A 16,337-nucleotide genomic window follows, 5' to 3' on the forward strand; every position below is an offset into this window, starting at 1 on the left:
TCCGCCTCCGTTCCTGACATTCCATTCTCGCTGCCGATGTCCATCCGCTACCCCTTATTGAATCGCGAGCTGGGCATTCTAGGTTTTAACGAGCGTGTGTTGGCACAAGCTGCCGACCCCGCCGTCCCTTTGCTCGAGCGACTGCGTTTTATCTGCATCACCAGTAGCAACCTCGACGAATTCTTCGAAGTCCGCATGGCCGGGCTGCAGGAACAGATGCGCGACAACCCGGGCGCGCTGTCGCCCGACGGCATGTCTCTCCAGCATGTGTACGACCTCGTCGTCGAACGCGCGCAGAGGCTCGTGCATCGTCAGTACACGATGCTGAACGACACGGTGTTCACGGCGCTCGAAGCGGAAGGCATTTACTTCCACGGCACTGAAGCGTGGAACGAAGCGCAAACCGAATGGGCGCGCAACTACTTCTTCGACGAACTGCTGCCCGTGCTCACGCCGATCGGACTCGACCCGGCGCATCCCTTCCCACGCGTGCTCAACAAGAGCCTGAACTTCGTCGTCGAACTGGAAGGCAAGGACGCCTTCGGCCGCCAGGCGATGATGGGCATCGTCCAGGCGCCGCGCGCGTTGCCGCGCCTCGTGCGGATGCCACAGGAGCTGTCGGGTTATCCGCACGGCTTCGTGCTGTTGAGCTCGCTGTTGCAGCGCTTTGTGGGCGAGCTGTTTCCGAATCTGGTGGTGCGCAGCTGCAACCAGTTTCGCATCACCCGCAATAGCGAACTGTTCGTCGACGAAGACGAAATCACCAATCTGCGCGTCGCGTTGCAGGGCGAATTGCCGGCGCGGCATCTGGGCAATGCGGTGCGGCTGGAAGTGTCGGCGGAAACACCCGCGCACGTCGTGCGGCGCCTGCTCGACGAAGGCAATCTGTCGGACAAGGACTGCTATTACGCTAACGGCCCCGTCAATCTGGTGCGGCTGATGCAATTGCCGGAGATGGTGGACCGGCCCGACCTGAAGTTCGTGCCGCACATCCCCGCCATACCGTCGCGAATCGCCAACAGCACCAGCCTGTTCGACATGATCGATCAGGACGACGTGCTGCTGCATCATCCGTACGAGAGCTTTCAGCCGGTGCTCGAACTGCTGTTGCAAGCGGCCAAAGATCCGAACGTGGTGGCAATCAAGCAGACGATCTATCGCACCGGCACCGATTCGCCGCTGATGGACGCGCTGATGCAAGCCGCCCGCAACGGCAAGGAAGTCACGGTGGTGGTCGAACTGCTCGCGCGCTTCGACGAAGAAACCAACATCAACTGGGCATCGCAGCTCGAAGCGGTGGGCGCACACGTGGTGTACGGCGTGGTGGGTCACAAGTGCCACGCGAAGATGATGCTGATCGTGCGGCGCGTGTCGGCGGGCGGCAAGACCTCGCTCAAGCGTTATGCGCACCTCGGCACCGGCAACTATCATCCGCGCACCGCACGGCTTTACACCGACTTCGGCCTGATGACCGCCGACCAGAAAATCTGCGAGGACGTCCATCACGTGTTCCAGCAACTGACCGGCATCGGCGGCGAATTGCGGCTGCATGAGTTGTGGCAATCGCCGTTCTCGCTGCATCCGAAAATGGTCGAAGCGATCCGGGCGGAAGCCGAGCATGCGCGCGCCGGCAGGAAAGCGCGCATCGTCGCGAAGATGAATGCGCTGCTCGAGCCGACCGTGATCGCCGAGTTGTACGAAGCGTCGCAAGCGGGCGTGAAGATCGATCTGATCGTGCGCGGCGTGTGCTCGCTGCAACCGGGCGTGCCCGGCCTGTCGGAGAACATCACGGTGCGCTCGATTGTCGGGCGCTTTCTCGAACATCATCGCATCTTCTATTTCTACGACGGCGGCAAGGAGCAGGTGTATCTGTCGAGCGCCGACTGGATGGACCGCAACTTCTTCCGGCGTGTGGAAGTGGCGTTCCCGGTCAACAACCGCCGTTTGAAGCGGCGTGTGATTGCTGAAGGCCTGTCGGCGTTTCTCGGCGACAACCAGTCCGCGTGGCTGATGCAAAGCGACGGACACTATCGCCGGCGCCAGCCGGGCAAATCGTCGCGCAATGCGCAGATGAGCTTGCTGAGCAAATTCTGTTCGTGAGCGAATCGGCAAGCCAGCCAGGCTCGTAAAAAAGCCCGCCTTGAATCAAGGCGGGCTTTTTTTCAGGTCGACGCTCTTCAAGCCGGCGCCGGTTGCCTGCGCGCCGTGCGATACACCGGGAAGCGCACGGTGAAGGTGCTGCCGCGCCCCTCTTCGCTCTTCACCTCGAGTTGCGCATCGTGCCGTTGCAGCACATGCTTGACGATCGCGAGCCCGAGGCCGGTACCGCCGGTATCGCGCGAACGGCTGCGGTCGACACGATAGAAGCGCTCGGTGAGCCGCGGGATGTCCGCCGCAGGAATCCCCAGGCCGCTGTCGGTGACCGAAAACACCGCGCTGCCGCCATTCGCGTGCCAGTCCACCTGGATCAGGCCGCCATCCGGCGTGTAGCGGATCGCGTTGGTCACGAGGTTGCCGAACGCGCTGAGAATTTCTGTTTCGACGCCCGTGACCGTGAGCCCTTCGTCGGCGTCGAAGAGGATCTTGTGATGGTCGCTCGACAGGCTCTCCGCGTCGTCTTTCAGATGCCGCAGCACCGCGCGCATGTCGATCATCTGATCGCTTGGCGGCTTGTTGTCGCCTTCCAGTTTGGCGAGCACCAGCAGATCGTTGACGATGTGCCGCATGCGCGAGGCCTGCTGCTCCATCAGATCGAGATAGCGCGAGCGTTCTGCTTCGCTCAACGGCAACTCGCGCATCGTCTCCAGAAAACCCGAGAGCACGGTGAGCGGCGTCTTCAGCTCATGCGATACATTGGCGACGAAGTCACGGCGCATCGCGTCCGTGCGCTCCAGCTCGGTGATGTCTTGCGACAGCACCAGCTTGCGATTTTCGCCGTACGGAAACACCTGCACCGACAGCACGTTCTGGCGCTTGTCGCCCATCCCGCGCATGATCAGCATCTCTTCGTAACGATGCAAACTCAGATAGCGGACGAAGTCGGGCTGGCGCACCAGATGCGTGATGTGCTGGCGCAGATCGCGTTTCGCGTCGAGCCCGAAGTGGAGTTCCGAGATCGCGTTGCACCACTCGATCTGGTCGTGATCGTCGAGCATCGCGACGCCGTTCGGCGAAGCCTGGATCGCCTGGATGAAACGCGAGTGCTGCTGCTCGACCTGACGTACCTGTGCATGCCAGCGCTTCGCGAGCTTATGCAGACGGTAATAGATTTCGCCCCAGACGCCAGGCGCGCTCGGCACTTCGCCATAGACCGGCGCGTCGAGCAAACGCCATAGGCGCTGCTTGTGAAAAGTGCCGAAGAGGCTCTGTGCGAGCAGCAAAACGATCGCGAGGGCCAGTCCTGCCTTGACGTTCACGAGTGCGCCGACCACCGCGCACAGAACAGCCAGCAGCACGACCGACACGAGGGAGCGCGCCCAGATGATGTTCATGTTCTAGCGATCGAAGAGAAAACCGTACGCGCCGTGGTCCGGGACCGCGACGCCAATTCGTCACGTGCGTGACACAGGTGGCGTGAGCGCCGTTACCAGGGCCTTCGAAACTTTCGGCGCGACCGAAAGAAGTCAGGCGCTCTTCGCGAGCCGGTAACCGCTGCCGCGCACCGTCTCAATCATAGCATCGCACCCGGCCGGCTTGAGCGCCGCGCGCAGACGCTTGATGTGCACATCCACCGTGCGTTCTTCGACGAACACGTGATCGCCCCACACCTGGTCGAGCAGTTGCGTGCGGCTGTGCACTCGCTCCGGATGCGTCATGAAGAAGTGCAGCAGACGGAATTCGGTCGGGCCGAGATCGAGCTTGATCTCGCTGCCTTCGGCATGCGCGGCCACCCGGTGCGTTGCCGGGTCGAGCTTCAGACCGTTGATCGCGACGACGTCTTCGGTCAGCTGCGGCGCGCGGCGGCGCAACACCGCCTTGATACGCGCCATCAGTTCCTTCGGCGAAAACGGCTTGGTGACGTAGTCGTCGGCGCCGATTTCGAGGCCCAGCACCTTGTCCTGCTCGTCGCCGCGCGCGGTCAGCATGATGATCGGAATGTGCTTGGTGCGTTCGTTGTTGCGTAGATCGCGTGCGAACGCGATGCCCGACTTGCCCGGCAACATCCAGTCGAGCAGGACGAGGTCGGGCAACACATCGCTGATCAGATTCTGCGCCTGCTCCGCGTTGTACGCGCGAATCGGGCAGTGTCCGGCGTGTTGTAAATTGACCGAAATCAGTTCGGAAATGGCGGGCTCATCTTCAATGACGAGAATGCTGCTGGGCATCGGCACCTCTTTGACCTTTATCCAGAGTTAACTGAGGGCTTCGCGTTCGAGCGCGTCGCGCGACTTGTGCCGAACGTCAGTACCCTTGACGATGTAGATGATGAATTCGGCGATGTTCTTCGCGTGGTCGCCGATCCGCTCGATCGCCTTGGCGATGAACAGGAAGTCGAGGCCCACCGAGATCGAGCGCGGATCTTCAGTCATGTATGAAATCAGCTTGCGCACGAACGCGCGGAATTCCTCGTCGATCGCCTTGTCGTCGCGCACGATCTGCGCGGCGGCCACCGTGTCGAGGCGCGCGAACGCATCCAGCGCGCGGCGCAGAATCGACACCGCCATCTCGCCCGACAACTTGATCTCGGCGATATTGATGGTGCGCGACGCGCCGTCTTCCATCAGTCGCTTGGTGCGCTTGGCGATCTTTTCGGCTTCGTCGCCGGCGCGCTCGAGATTCGTGATGGTCTTCGAAATCGCGATCAGGAGGCGCAGGTCACGCGCGGCCGGCTGACGGCGCGCGATGATGTTGCTGCACTCTTCGTCGATATCGACTTCCATCTGGTTCAGGCGATCTTCCGCGGCGATCACCTGCTCGGCGATGTCGAGATCGAATTCGTTGAGCGCCTGCATCGCGTTGACGATCTGCGATTCGACCAGACCGCCCATCTCGAGAACCTTCGACGAAACGAGATTCAGGTCGGCGTCGAACTGGCTGGACAGGTGTTTATCGGGCATGTCGTACTCCGTTATTTTGCTCGTCGGCTTAGCCGAAGCGGCCGGTGATGTAGTCCTCGGTTTCCTTGCGGACCGGCTTGATGAAGATCTTTTCAGTGTCGCCGAATTCGATCAGTTCGCCGAGGTACATATAGGCAGTGTAGTCCGAACAGCGGGCCGCCTGCTGCATGTTGTGGGTCACGATCACCACCGTGTAATCGCTCTTCAATTCGGCGATCAGTTCCTCGATACGGCCCGTCGAAATCGGGTCGAGTGCGGAGCACGGCTCGTCGAGCAGCAGCACTTCAGGACGGATCGCAATGCCGCGGGCGATACACAGGCGCTGCTGCTGGCCGCCCGACAAACCGTAGCCGCTCTGGCCCAGCTTGTCCTTTACCTCGTTCCACAGCGCGGCCTTGGTCAACGCCCATTCCACGCGGTCGTCCATTTCCGAACGCGGCAGCGTTTCGAACATCTTCACGCCGAACGCGATGTTGTCGTAAATCGACATCGGAAACGGCGTCGGCTTCTGGAACACCATGCCGATCCGCGCGCGCAGCAGCGAAATATCGCGCCTGGAAGTCAGCAGGTTTTCGCCGTCCATCAGGATCTCGCCTTCGGCCCGCTGCTCCGGATAGAGCGCGTACATCTTGTTGAAGGTGCGCAGCAGCGTGGACTTGCCGCAACCCGACGGGCCGATGAACGCGGTCACCTTGCCTTCGGGAATGTGCAAATTGATGTTCTTCAGCGCGTGATACTTGCCGTAGAAGAAATTCAGGTCGTTGACCTCGATCTTCGGACGCGACGGCGTTTGTGCCTGGCCGCTTTGGGCGGGATCGAAACCGGCGGGCGCGGTGGCGCGCGCGATCGGATTGATTTGAGTTTCTGCCATATTCATCGGATTACACTCCGCCCTTACTTATTCGAAAAGATCGTACGCGCGAGGATGTTCAGTCCCAGCACCGCGAGCGTGATCAGGAAAACGCCGGCCCACGCGAGCGATTGCCATTGCGCGAACGGGCTCATCGCGAACTTGTAGATCGTGACCGGCAGGTTCGCGACCGGCTGGCCCATGTCGAACGAGAAAAACTGGTTCGACAGCGCCGTGAAGAGCAGCGGCGCGGTTTCGCCGGCGATCCGCGCGACGCCGAGCAGCACGCCGGTGACGATACCGGCAATGGAGGCCTTCAGCGTGATCGACAGCACCATTTTCCACTTCGGCGTGCCGAGCGCGAAAGCGGCTTCACGCAGCGCGTTCGGCACCAGCTTCAGCATGTTTTCCGTGGTGCGGATCACGATCGGAACCTGCAGCAGCGCGAGCGCGAACACGCCGGCCCAGCCGCTGAAGTGGCCCATCTTCGCGACGACCAGCGCATAGACGAACAGACCCACCACGATCGAGGGCGCCGACAACAGAATGTCGTTGATAAAACGCGTGATGCTCGCGAGCCAGCCTTTCTGGCCGTATTCGGCCAGATACACGCCGGCGAGGATGCCGATCGGCGTGCCCACGAACGTCGCGAGCGCGACCAGCATCAGACTGCCGACGATCGCGTTGGCGAGACCGCCGCCATCGGTGTTCGGCGGGGGCGTGGATTGCGTGAACAATTCGACCGACAGGCCGCCGATACCGAGACGCAGCGTCGTATACAGAATCCACACGAGCCAGAGGAGACCGAAGGCCATCGCCCCGAGCGACAGCGTCAGCGCGACGGCGTTCTTCAGGCGGCGACGGCCTTGCAGACGCACGCGCATCGCTTCGAGCGCGGCGGCGTCATTCGAACCCGGCATGTTCAACGTGGGCTGGCTCATTTCGCGCCCTCCCCTTTTTCGAGGCGAAGCAGCATAACCTTCGAGATCGCCAGCACGATGAAAGTAATCACAAACAGGATCAGGCCGAGTTCCATCAGCGCCGACGTATGCAGGCCCGCGTCAGCTTCAGCGAACTCGTTGGCGAGCGCCGAGGTAATGCTGTTGCCCGGCGAAAACAGCGACACGTTGTCGAGCAGATTGGTGTTGCCGATCACGAAGGTGACCGCCATCGTCTCGCCGAGCGCGCGGCCGAGGCCGAGCATCACGCCGCCGATCACACCGCTCCTGGTGAAGGGCAGCACGATCCTCCACATCACTTCCCAGGTCGTGCAGCCGATGCCGTATGCCGATTCCTTCAACAGGACCGGCGTGACTTCGAACACGTCGCGCATGACCGAGGCGATATACGGAATGATCATGATCGCGAGAATCACGCCCGCGCACAGAATGCCGATGCCGATGGGCGCGCCCTGAAACAGCGCGCCGACGAGCGGAATGCCGCCGAGCACCGCGCCGAGCGGCTTTTCGAACCACGTCGCGAAGATCGGCGCGAACACCAGCAGGCCCCACATGCCGTAGACGATCGACGGAATCGCAGCGAGCAGTTCGATCGCGATGCCGAGCGGACGACGCAGCCAGGCTGGCGAGAGTTCGGTCAGGAAGAGCGCGATGCCGAAGCTGACGGGCACCGCGATGATGAGTGCAATGATCGAGGTGGCGATCGTGCCGTAGATCGGCACCAATGCGCCGAATTGCTTGCTGGGTGGATCCCAGTCGGCGGTCCACAGGAAGCTGAGGCCGAATTGCTTGATCGACGGCATGGACGCGACGATCAGCGAGACGATGATGCCGCCGAGCAGCAGCAGCGTAACAATGGCGGCGAGGCGTGCGAGGCCGCCGAAAATAACGTCGCCGGCGCGGCTGGGCGCTTTCTGCTGCGCCGAACTGCCGGGCGGTGTCGACCTGGTCGCGCCAGACGCTAAATGGATATCGGACATGAGAGCCTGATGGACCTGTTTCCAGTTGTCGGATGACATGTGTCGTGCGGCCGGCAATGCCGTTGGCCGTCCTCACATGAGGACGGCCAACGTCTTACGAGATGCGACTGCTTACCGCTTCGCTTATTCCGCGAGCGGCTTGCCCGAAGCGTCCTTCACCTTCGCCTTCCATTGCGTGCGGATTTCCGACACAACCGAATCCGGCAGCGAGATGTAGTCCAGGTCGTTTGCGGCTTGCGTGCCGTTCTTGAACGCCCAGTCGAAGAACTTCAGCGTTTCGGCGCCTTGCGGAGCCTTCTCCTGCGTCGTGTGCAGCAGCACGAACGTCGCGCCGACGACCGGCCATGCGTTCTTGCCCGGCTCGTTCGTCAGGATCTGGTAGAACGACTTCGACCAGTCCGCGCCCGCTGCCGCTGCCTTGAACGTTTCCGTCTTCGGCTCGACCACCGTGCCCGTCGAGTTCTTCAGCGCGACATACGTCATGTGGTTCTGCTTCGCGTACGCCCATTCCACGTAGCCGATTGCGCCCGGCAGGCGTTGCACGAAGGCTGCGACGCCGTCGTTGCCCTTGCCGCCCGTACCGGTCGGCCAGTTGACCGTCGAACCTTCACCAACCTTCGACTTCCAGTCTGCGTTGACCTTCGACAGATAGTTCGTCCAGATGAAGCTGGTGCCCGAACCATCGGCGCGGCGCACCACGGCGATGTCGGTATCCGGCAGCTTGACCTTCGGGTTCAGTGCCACGATCGCCGGATCGTTCCACTTCTTGATCTTGCCCAGGTAGATGTCGCCGAGCACTTCGCCCGACAGCGTCAGTTCAGCCGGCTTCACGCCCGGCACGTTCACGACCGGCACCACGCCGCCGACCACCGTCGGGAACTGGAACAGGCCTTCCTTGGCGAGTTCGTCGTCCTTCAGCGGGGCGTCCGAACCGGCGAAGTCGACCGTCTTGGCGACGATCTGCTTCACGCCGCCCGACGAACCGATACCCTGGTAGTTAACCTTACCGCCGCCGGACTTCTGGTAGGCGTCGGCCCACTTCGTGTAGATCGGTGCTGCGAAGGTGCTGCCCGCGCCGGTGATGTCTGCGGCCTGCGCTGCGATCGCGAAAAGCGCGCCAGCGACGCCAGCGAACACGGTTTGCATCAATTTCATGAGACCTCCAAGGGTGTGAGCGGATGACACGAACACCGCGAAGCTTAGGGTCTCTTTATGACAGTAACGTGACCAATCATGAAACGTATGTGACAACCGGATTACTAATGTGAAAGGCGTTTTGACAGCTGAATCGGCGTTTTTACGATGTTGCCGCTGTAACTGTAGAGATTAGGTGAAAAAGATGGGGCGCGAACGTTTGCGTGAACTTTTGTGCACGACGAACGGGACGTGACGCGGGATTTTGGGGTTTGGCGGATGCCGGTTCTGGACGTGCCGGTTGCGGACAATCGGGTGATGGTCCGCAACCGGCACCGCCTGGCAGTCGTGTTCGCTTAAGCCGTAGCCAGCTTCACAGCGTTAGCGATCGTTTCGGCATGGTGGACCGCGTCATTGACGTGCTCCGCCTCGACCATCACGCGCAGCACCGGCTCAGTGCCCGATGCGCGGATCAGCACGCGGCCGCGACCATTTAGCGCCCCCTCGGCGTTGCTGATCGCCCGACGGATCGCGTCGCTGCCCTTCCAGTCGGCGCCCGGCTGCATCCGCACATTGATCAGCTTCTGCGGGAACAGTGTGACGCCCTCGAGCAATTCGGCGAGCGTCTTGTCGCTGCGCTTCATTGCCGCCAGCACCAGCAGCGCCGACACGATGCCGTCGCCGGTTGAATGGCGGTCAAGGGAGAGGATATGGCCGGAGCCTTCGGCGCCCAATTGCCAGCCGTGCTCGCGCAACTGCTCGAGCACGTAGCGGTCGCCCACTGCCGCGCGGACAAACTTCACACCGGCTTGCTGCAACGCGACTTCGACTGCCATGTTGGTCATCAAGGTGCCGACCGCGCCTTCCACCTTACCGTCCGTCGCGATCCGGTCTTTCACCAGCACGTACAGCAGTTCGTCGCCGTTATACAGGCGGCCGGCCGCGTCCACGACCTGCAAGCGGTCGGCGTCGCCGTCGAGCGCGATGCCGAGGTCCGCATGGTTTGCCCGCACCGCACGCACCAGCGCGTCCGGCGCGGTCGCGCCCACGCCGTCGTTGATGTTGAAGCCGTTCGGCGCGACGCCGATCGGGATCACGTCGGCGCCGAGTTCATGGAACACGTGCGGCGCGATGTCATACGCGGCGCCGTGGGCACAGTCGACCACCAGTTTCAGGCCGCGCAGGTCGAACGCAGCCGGGAATGTGCTCTTGCAGAACTCGATGTAGCGGCCGGCGGCGTCGTCGAGACGCCGGGCCTTGCCGAGTTGTTCGGACGCCGCGCACGCGAGCGGCAAATCGAGTTGCTCTTCGATCTGCAATTCCGCTTCGTCCGGCAGCTTGTTGCCGTCGGCGGAGAAGAACTTGATGCCGTTGTCGTAATACGGATTGTGCGACGCGCTGATCACTACGCCTGCGGCAAGCCGCAGCGCGCGCGTCAGATAGGCGATGCCCGGCGTCGGCATCGGGCCGGCCAGCATCACGTCGACGCCTGCTGCGGAAATTCCCGCTTCGAGCGCGGCTTCGAGCATGTAGCCCGAGACGCGGGTGTCCTTGCCGATCAGCACCGTGGGCCGCGCGCCCGTCCTGGCCCAGCGATCCGCGCCCGCGAGCACCTTGCCGGCCGCGTAGCCGAGCCGCAATACAAATTCCGGCGTGATGGGCCCCTCGCCAACCTTGCCCCGAATCCCGTCCGTTCCGAAATAACGACGTGCCATATTTTATGTTCCTCCTTGCTTGCGGGCTCAGCGGCGCACACGGCTGTGATTCGCCGCGTCGCGCATGGCTGCCCATACTTTCAATGCATCTACTGTTTGCGCAACGTCATGCACGCGCAAGATTGCGGCACCCCGCTCGGCGGCGCACACCGCTGCGGCAATGCTGCCCGCGACACGCTCCGGCGCCGGACGCCCGACCACTGCGCCGACCATCGACTTGCGCGACATGCCCGCGAGTATCGGGAACGGCGGCTTCGCGTGCGGCGCCGTGTCCGGCAGATGCGCGAGCAGCGCGTAATTATGTTCGACCACCGCCTTGCCGAAGCCGAATCCCGGGTCGACACTGATCCGCGCGCGGGCGACACCGGCTTGCATCAACGTCGCCACGCGCTCTTCGAGAAAGCCACGGACTTCGGCCACCACATCCTCATAGGCAGGCTCGCCGAGCTGCATGGTTTGCGGCTCACCGAGCATATGCATTACGCACAGACCGCATCGACTGTCGCGCACCGCGTCGATCGCGCCGGGCATCCGGAATCCCCAGATGTCGTTGATCAGGTCGGCGCCCGCGCTCAATGCGCGGCGCATAACTTCCGGCTTGTATGTGTCGACCGACAGCGGCACATTCGCGCCGCGCAGTTGCTCGACTAGCGGAATCACCCGCTCCAACTCCTCGTCGAGCGGCACCGGCGGCGCGCCCGGGCGAGTCGACTCGCCGCCGATGTCGATGATGTCGGCGCCATCGAGCAGCATGCGTTCGGCCTGGCGCAGCGCGTCGCCGCGCATCGCGTACTTGCCGCCGTCGGAGAAGGAATCGGGTGTGACGTTCAGAATGCCCATCACCAACGGGCGTTCAAAGGTCAGTTTGAAGCGGCCGCATTGCAGCGGCTCGGGCATGGGAAAAGCGGGGAATTCAGCGTTCAACACGTTCGACACGTAGTGGATCATTCAGATAAAACGGACAAATGCAAAACGGGCCGGTGTGAATCACACCGGCCCGCACTTTCTTCCTGTCGCCTATCAGGCCGGCGCTGTTGCACTGCCCGGCTTGACCTCGGTGCCCGGGCTGCCGCCCGACGAGGCGTCGCTTGCCGACGGCGGCGAACTCTTCGGCGAACGCGGCGGACGGCCTGCCATGATGTCGTTGATCTGATCGGCGTCGATCGTTTCCCACTCCATCAGCGCGGCGGTCATGGCTTCGACCTTGTCGCGGTTCTCGCCCAGCAGGCTCTTCGCGAGATTGTACTGTTCGTCCAGCACGCGGCGGATTTCCGCATCGACCTTCTGCTGCGTCGCTTCCGAAATGGTCCGCGTGAAGCCACGGCCGAACGGCGTTGCGTCGTTTTCGTCGTCGACGTACACCATCGGTCCGAGCGCATCCGTCATACCAAAGCGAGCCACCATGGCGCGAGCCGTCTGCGTCGCCTTGTTGAAGTCGTCCGATGCGCCGGTGCTGATCAGGTTCAGGAACAGTTCTTCCGCGACACGACCGCCGAACAGGATCGCGAGACGATCCAGCAGGTAGTCCTTCGAATACGTTTCGTTGTCATGCTCCGGCAACTGCCACGTGACGCCCAGCGCACGGCCGCGCGGAATGATCGTGACCTTGTGCACCGGATCGGCCTTCGGCAACAGCTTGGCGATCACCGCGTGACCCGACTCGTGATACGCCGTGGCGCGCTTCGATTCTTCGCGGATCACGGCCGACTTGCGCTCCGGCCCCATGAAGATCTTGTCCTTCGCGTCTTCGAAGTCCGTCATTTCGACGATGCGCTTGCCGCGGCGCGCCGCGAACAAGGCTGCTTCGTTCACGAGGTTCGCCAGATCGGCGCCCGAGAAGCCCGGCGTGCCGCGTGCGATCACCGCAGCGTCGACGTCGTTCGAAATCGGCACCTTGCGCAGGTGAACCTTCATGATGTGCTCGCGGCCGCGGATGTCTGGCAGACCCACGTACACCTGGCGGTCGAATCGGCCCGGACGCAGCAACGCCTTGTCGAGCACGTCCGAACGATTCGTTGCAGCGATCACGATCACGCCCGAGTTCGCCTCGAAGCCGTCCATCTCGACCAGCATCTGGTTCAAGGTCTGTTCGCGTTCGTCGTTACCGCCGCCCATGCCGGCGCCGCGATGACGGCCGACCGCGTCGATTTCGTCGATGAACACGATACACGGCGCATGCTTCTTCGCCTGCTCGAACATGTCGCGCACGCGGGCCGCGCCGACGCCGACGAACATTTCGACGAAGTCCGAACCGGAGATGCTGAAGAACGGCACCTTCGCTTCGCCGGCGATAGCGCGCGCCAGCAGCGTCTTACCGGTTCCCGGCGGGCCGACCAGCAGCACGCCGCGCGGAATGCGGCCACCGAGCTTCTGGAACTTCTGCGGATCGCGCAGGAAGTCGACCAGTTCGGAGACTTCTTCCTTGGCTTCGTCGCAACCGGCGACGTCGGTGAAATTGATTGCGTTGTTGTTTTCGTCGATCAGACGCGCACGGGATTTGCCGAACGAGAACGCACCGCCTTTCCCGCCCCCCTGCATCTGTCGCATCATGTAGAACCAGAAACCGATGATCAGGATCGTCGGCCCGAGGTAGTACAGCGCGGACACCAGCGCATTCGGTTCGTCATCGGCCTTGCCGCTCACCTGAACGCCATACTTCATCAGATCGCCGACCATCCAGATGTCGCCCGGCGACACGATCTGGTACTTCTGGCCGTCTGCTGGAGTGACCGTGAGGTTCCGCCCCTGAACGATGACAGTCTTGACTTTGCCGTTCTTCGCGTCGTCCATGAACTGCGAATAGGAAACGCCTTCCTGGACACGGGGCTTGTCGAACTGCTTGAACACCGTAAACAGCACCAGTGCGATAACCAGCCACACTGCTGCCTTCGAAAACATATTGTTGTTCAAAGCACCACTCCTTCACTTAGACGGGCGCCTACATTTGCCTTGCGGCACCACGAAAGCATTCTAATCCAGTCCGCAGACCCCTGCCATAAGGTTTCGCTACCACAGAAATAGCGTAGCGGGTTGTTGCAGCGCCATTTTCCGGCGCCACGGAGCCCTTATCGGCCCATCCGGAACTGTCCTGCAGCGCCCCTTTCATGCTGGCCGCTTCAGATGCTTACCCAAAATAAACGTTTCTGACGATTTGTCCCGCGACGCTTTCGGCTTGCGGGCCGCCACCACCTTGAACTGATGCTTGAACTTTTCGACAATCTGGCTGTAACCGCTGCCGTGAAAGCATTTGACTAAAAGGGCACCATCCGGCTTCAAGTGATTTTGCGAGAATTCCAGCGCGAGATCGCACAAATGCTCGATCCGCGCGGCATCCGCCACCGCCACTCCCGACAGGTTGGGCGCCATATCCGAAATTACAAGATCAACCTGGCGCTCGCCGACTAATTCTTCCAGTTGGACCAGCACCGAGTCTTCGCGGAAGTCGCCCTGAATGAAATGGACGTCGGCGATCGGCTCCATCGGCAGGATGTCCAGCGCGATGATGGTGCCGTCAATGCCACCCTCGCGCTCGGCGTCGCGTTGCGTGCCCTTGGCGAGCTTGTTGCGGGCGTACTGGCTCCAGCTGCCCGGCGTGGAGCCGAGGTCGACGATCACCTGGCCGGGCCGGATCAGCTTGTCCTGCTCGTCGATTTCCTTGAGCTTGTAGGCTGCGCGGGCGCGATAACCCTCCCGTTGCGCCATTTTTACGTACGGGTCGTTGATGTGATCGTGCAACCACGCCGTATTGAACTTGTTTTTTGCCATTAAACGTTGAACTCTTGCTGCGTGATGTCGCGCTTTAGGGGATAATACGCGGTTAATTCGCGCGGCCACCGCCAAAACTGGCAGTCATCCGCGATTCTGTTGTTCTGACGCGCCGCCCTGCGCAAAATGCCGAATCTCTCGGAAATGCAGGTGCCGCCATTTTAGTCGAGTCTCCCACTTTCCATGCCAGCCCTCAAAGTCTCTTCCGACCAACGCGCCGAGTTGCGCTCCCAGGCACATGCGCTCAAACCGGTCGTGCTCGTCGGCGCCGAAGGGTTGACCGACGCCGTGCTCGCCGAAATCAAGGTCCACCTTGGCGCGCATCAGCTGATCAAAATCCGCGTGTTCGGCGACGAACGCGAGGAACGCATCGCCATCTACGAACAGATCTGCGACAAGCTCAACGCCGCGCCGATCCAGCATATCGGCAAGCTGCTGGTGATCTGGAAGCCGGAAGCCGCGCAACCGGCCGTGAAGGCGCGGCGCGGCGCCCTGCCGAGCGCCCGCGAAGCCGCGGTCGACGCCAAACCGGGTAAAGGCCGCGCGCCTCGCGTGGTCACGGTCGTGAAGCCCAGCGAGATCCCGATGCGCAAGCCGAAGGCGAAAGCCGTCGTGGTGCGCGGCAATGAACGCGTAACGCAAGGCGGCAACATCAAGCGGGCCAAGAAGCGCCAGACCAGCGCGAAGCGCGCGCATCAGTCGAAGTAAGCGAATGATGACGGTGCGGGCAAGGTCCGCACTTTAACGTGTGCCGCCTGGGCAAACCGAAGCGACGCTTGCGGCGCCGCCGAGCCTCACTCAGCCGGCCACTTTCCCAGCGGAAGCTCGAGCGCCCTGCTCCGCCGCCGCTACGCCGACACCCACCGGCAGCTTCCACACCAGCGCCAGGCCCAGCAGGCTCTCGATCAGATAGAACAGACTCGACACGCCGTGCAGAATGCCGAAGCGCGTCGCATAAGCCGAATGCCCGACGTCGCTGCCCGCTTCGAGCGCGGCAATGCGCATGGCATTCATGAAAGGCTGCAACGCAAAGTAACCCACCAGCACGCATACGAGCATGCCGGCGATCAGCCAGCGCAAGCGGCGATATGCGTCGCTGCCGCGGCGAACCAGCACATTGGCCAGTCCGAGCAGCAAGATGCCGCATACCGCACCCAGTACACCTTCGATACGGAACAATTGCGCCGCAACCGCACCCGCCGTCATCCGGTCCAGCGAGGTGAACAGCACCGGCGCGACCGCATAGCCGGTCGTCAGCAAACTGCCGACCCACAACACGGTCAGCAGACGAAACAGTCGATGCGGCATCAAGGACACCGGGGCCACCTTCAAACGTAGCTCACCGCGACGACTTCGTACTCGCGCACGCCACCCGGCGCCTGGACCGATGCAACATCGCCCTCCGACTTGCCGATCAAGGCGCGCGCGATCGGCGAACTGATCGAAATCAGCCCGTCATCGATGTCCGCCTCGTCGTCGCCGACGATCTGGTATTTGACCGAAGCACCCGAATCGAGGTCTTCCAGTTCCACCGTCGCGCCGAACACCACGCGGCCGTCCGCGTCCACCTTGGACGGGTCGATGACTTGCGCACCGGCCAGTTTCGATTCGATTTCGGCAATACGGCCTTCGATGAAACCCTGCTTTTCCTTCGCCGCGTCGTATTCCGCGTTTTCCGACAGATCGCCCTGGGCACGCGCTTCCGCGATCGAGTTGATCACCGAGGGACGTTCAACCGATTTCAGGCGCTGCAATTCATCGCGCAACATTTCTGCGCCGCGCTTCGTCAATGGAATAGTGCTCATAAACAACTCTAGAGGCTAAAAAACGGCCATAAAAAAAATCACCGCGGTTAAGTGCATTCCGCGCGGGCCAGA

15 protein-coding genes are annotated in these 16,337 nt (G+C 62.1%); 2 read left to right on the forward strand and 13 right to left on the reverse strand.

All coding sequences use genetic code 11. The features are described 5' to 3' along the window. Positions 1 to 36 precede the first annotated feature (36 nt). A complete protein-coding gene (gene ppk1 / locus AC3WLT_RS05380; RefSeq protein ID WP_492590878.1) occupies positions 37 to 2,100 on the forward strand; it encodes a polyphosphate kinase 1 in 2,064 nt (687 codons plus the stop codon). Positions 2,101 to 2,177: 77 nt separating this feature from the next. Here the strand turns inward: ppk1 and phoR are convergent, their stop codons facing one another. The 11 genes from phoR to AC3WLT_RS05435 form a co-directional block, all read right to left on the reverse strand. Beyond that, complete coding sequence (gene phoR, locus AC3WLT_RS05385; RefSeq protein WP_492590879.1) at positions 2,178 to 3,491, reverse strand: phosphate regulon sensor histidine kinase PhoR; 1,314 nt, start codon at positions 3,489 to 3,491, stop codon at positions 2,178 to 2,180. Between the two features lie 132 nt (positions 3,492 to 3,623). Beyond that, entirely contained in the window at positions 3,624 to 4,325 is a 702-nt protein-coding gene (phoB, locus tag AC3WLT_RS05390) for a phosphate regulon transcriptional regulator PhoB (protein ID WP_006051991.1), read from the reverse strand. Between the two features lie 27 nt (positions 4,326 to 4,352). Continuing rightward, a complete protein-coding gene (gene phoU / locus AC3WLT_RS05395; protein WP_492590880.1) occupies positions 4,353 to 5,057 on the reverse strand; it encodes a phosphate signaling complex protein PhoU in 705 nt (234 codons plus the stop codon). A 28-nt stretch (positions 5,058 to 5,085) separates the two neighbouring features. Further along, positions 5,086 to 5,934, reverse strand: coding sequence for a phosphate ABC transporter ATP-binding protein PstB (pstB, locus tag AC3WLT_RS05400; protein ID WP_492590881.1), 849 nt, complete (start codon positions 5,932 to 5,934; stop codon positions 5,086 to 5,088). A gap of 17 nt (positions 5,935 to 5,951) precedes the next feature. After that, on the reverse strand, positions 5,952 to 6,848 hold the full coding sequence (pstA, locus tag AC3WLT_RS05405; RefSeq protein ID WP_492590882.1) for a phosphate ABC transporter permease PstA: 897 nt from the start codon (positions 6,846 to 6,848) through the stop codon (positions 5,952 to 5,954). Further along, positions 6,845 to 7,846 carry a phosphate ABC transporter permease PstC gene (gene pstC, locus AC3WLT_RS05410; protein ID WP_492590883.1) on the reverse strand — a complete coding sequence of 334 codons (1,002 nt, stop codon included), beginning with the start codon at positions 7,844 to 7,846 and terminating at the stop codon, positions 6,845 to 6,847. The genes pstA and pstC overlap by 4 nt, the downstream gene beginning before the upstream one ends. A 123-nt stretch (positions 7,847 to 7,969) precedes the next feature. Further along, positions 7,970 to 9,001, reverse strand: a complete 1,032-nt coding sequence (gene pstS, locus AC3WLT_RS05415) for a phosphate ABC transporter substrate-binding protein PstS (RefSeq protein ID WP_492590884.1) — start codon at positions 8,999 to 9,001, stop codon at positions 7,970 to 7,972. Between the two features lie 335 nt (positions 9,002 to 9,336). Then, the gene (glmM, locus tag AC3WLT_RS05420) at positions 9,337 to 10,695 is read right to left on the reverse strand and encodes a phosphoglucosamine mutase (RefSeq protein WP_492590885.1); all 1,359 of its coding nucleotides are present in this window, start codon (positions 10,693 to 10,695) and stop codon (positions 9,337 to 9,339) included. A 27-nt stretch (positions 10,696 to 10,722) separates the two neighbouring features. Further along, on the reverse strand, positions 10,723 to 11,643 hold the full coding sequence (gene folP / locus AC3WLT_RS05425) for a dihydropteroate synthase (RefSeq protein WP_492590886.1): 921 nt from the start codon (positions 11,641 to 11,643) through the stop codon (positions 10,723 to 10,725). Positions 11,644 to 11,715: 72 nt separating this feature from the next. Then, positions 11,716 to 13,605: an ATP-dependent zinc metalloprotease FtsH gene (ftsH, locus tag AC3WLT_RS05430; protein WP_492590887.1), complete on the reverse strand. Its 1,890-nt coding sequence runs from the start codon at positions 13,603 to 13,605 to the stop codon at positions 11,716 to 11,718. Positions 13,606 to 13,797: 192 nt separating this feature from the next. Next, positions 13,798 to 14,460 carry an RlmE family RNA methyltransferase gene (locus AC3WLT_RS05435; RefSeq protein WP_492590888.1) on the reverse strand — a complete coding sequence of 221 codons (663 nt, stop codon included), beginning with the start codon at positions 14,458 to 14,460 and terminating at the stop codon, positions 13,798 to 13,800. 183 nt (positions 14,461 to 14,643) lie between these two features. Here AC3WLT_RS05435 and AC3WLT_RS05440 point away from each other — a divergent pair, with 183 nt between their 5' ends. Continuing rightward, positions 14,644 to 15,168 (forward strand): YhbY family RNA-binding protein, encoded by a 525-nt coding sequence (locus AC3WLT_RS05440; RefSeq protein ID WP_492590889.1) that lies wholly within the window; start codon positions 14,644 to 14,646, stop codon positions 15,166 to 15,168. Positions 15,169 to 15,258: 90 nt separating this feature from the next. Here AC3WLT_RS05440 and AC3WLT_RS05445 read toward each other — a convergent pair whose 3' ends face one another. Both AC3WLT_RS05445 and greA read right to left on the reverse strand, forming a co-directional pair. Next, a complete protein-coding gene (locus AC3WLT_RS05445; RefSeq protein WP_492590890.1) occupies positions 15,259 to 15,768 on the reverse strand; it encodes a DUF4149 domain-containing protein in 510 nt (169 codons plus the stop codon). A 20-nt stretch (positions 15,769 to 15,788) separates the two neighbouring features. Beyond that, positions 15,789 to 16,265, reverse strand: coding sequence for a transcription elongation factor GreA (gene greA, locus AC3WLT_RS05450; protein ID WP_492590891.1), 477 nt, complete (start codon positions 16,263 to 16,265; stop codon positions 15,789 to 15,791). Between the last annotated feature and the right edge of the window lie 72 nt (positions 16,266 to 16,337).

The organism is Paraburkholderia sp. FW306-2-2C-D06C (assembly GCF_058781505.1).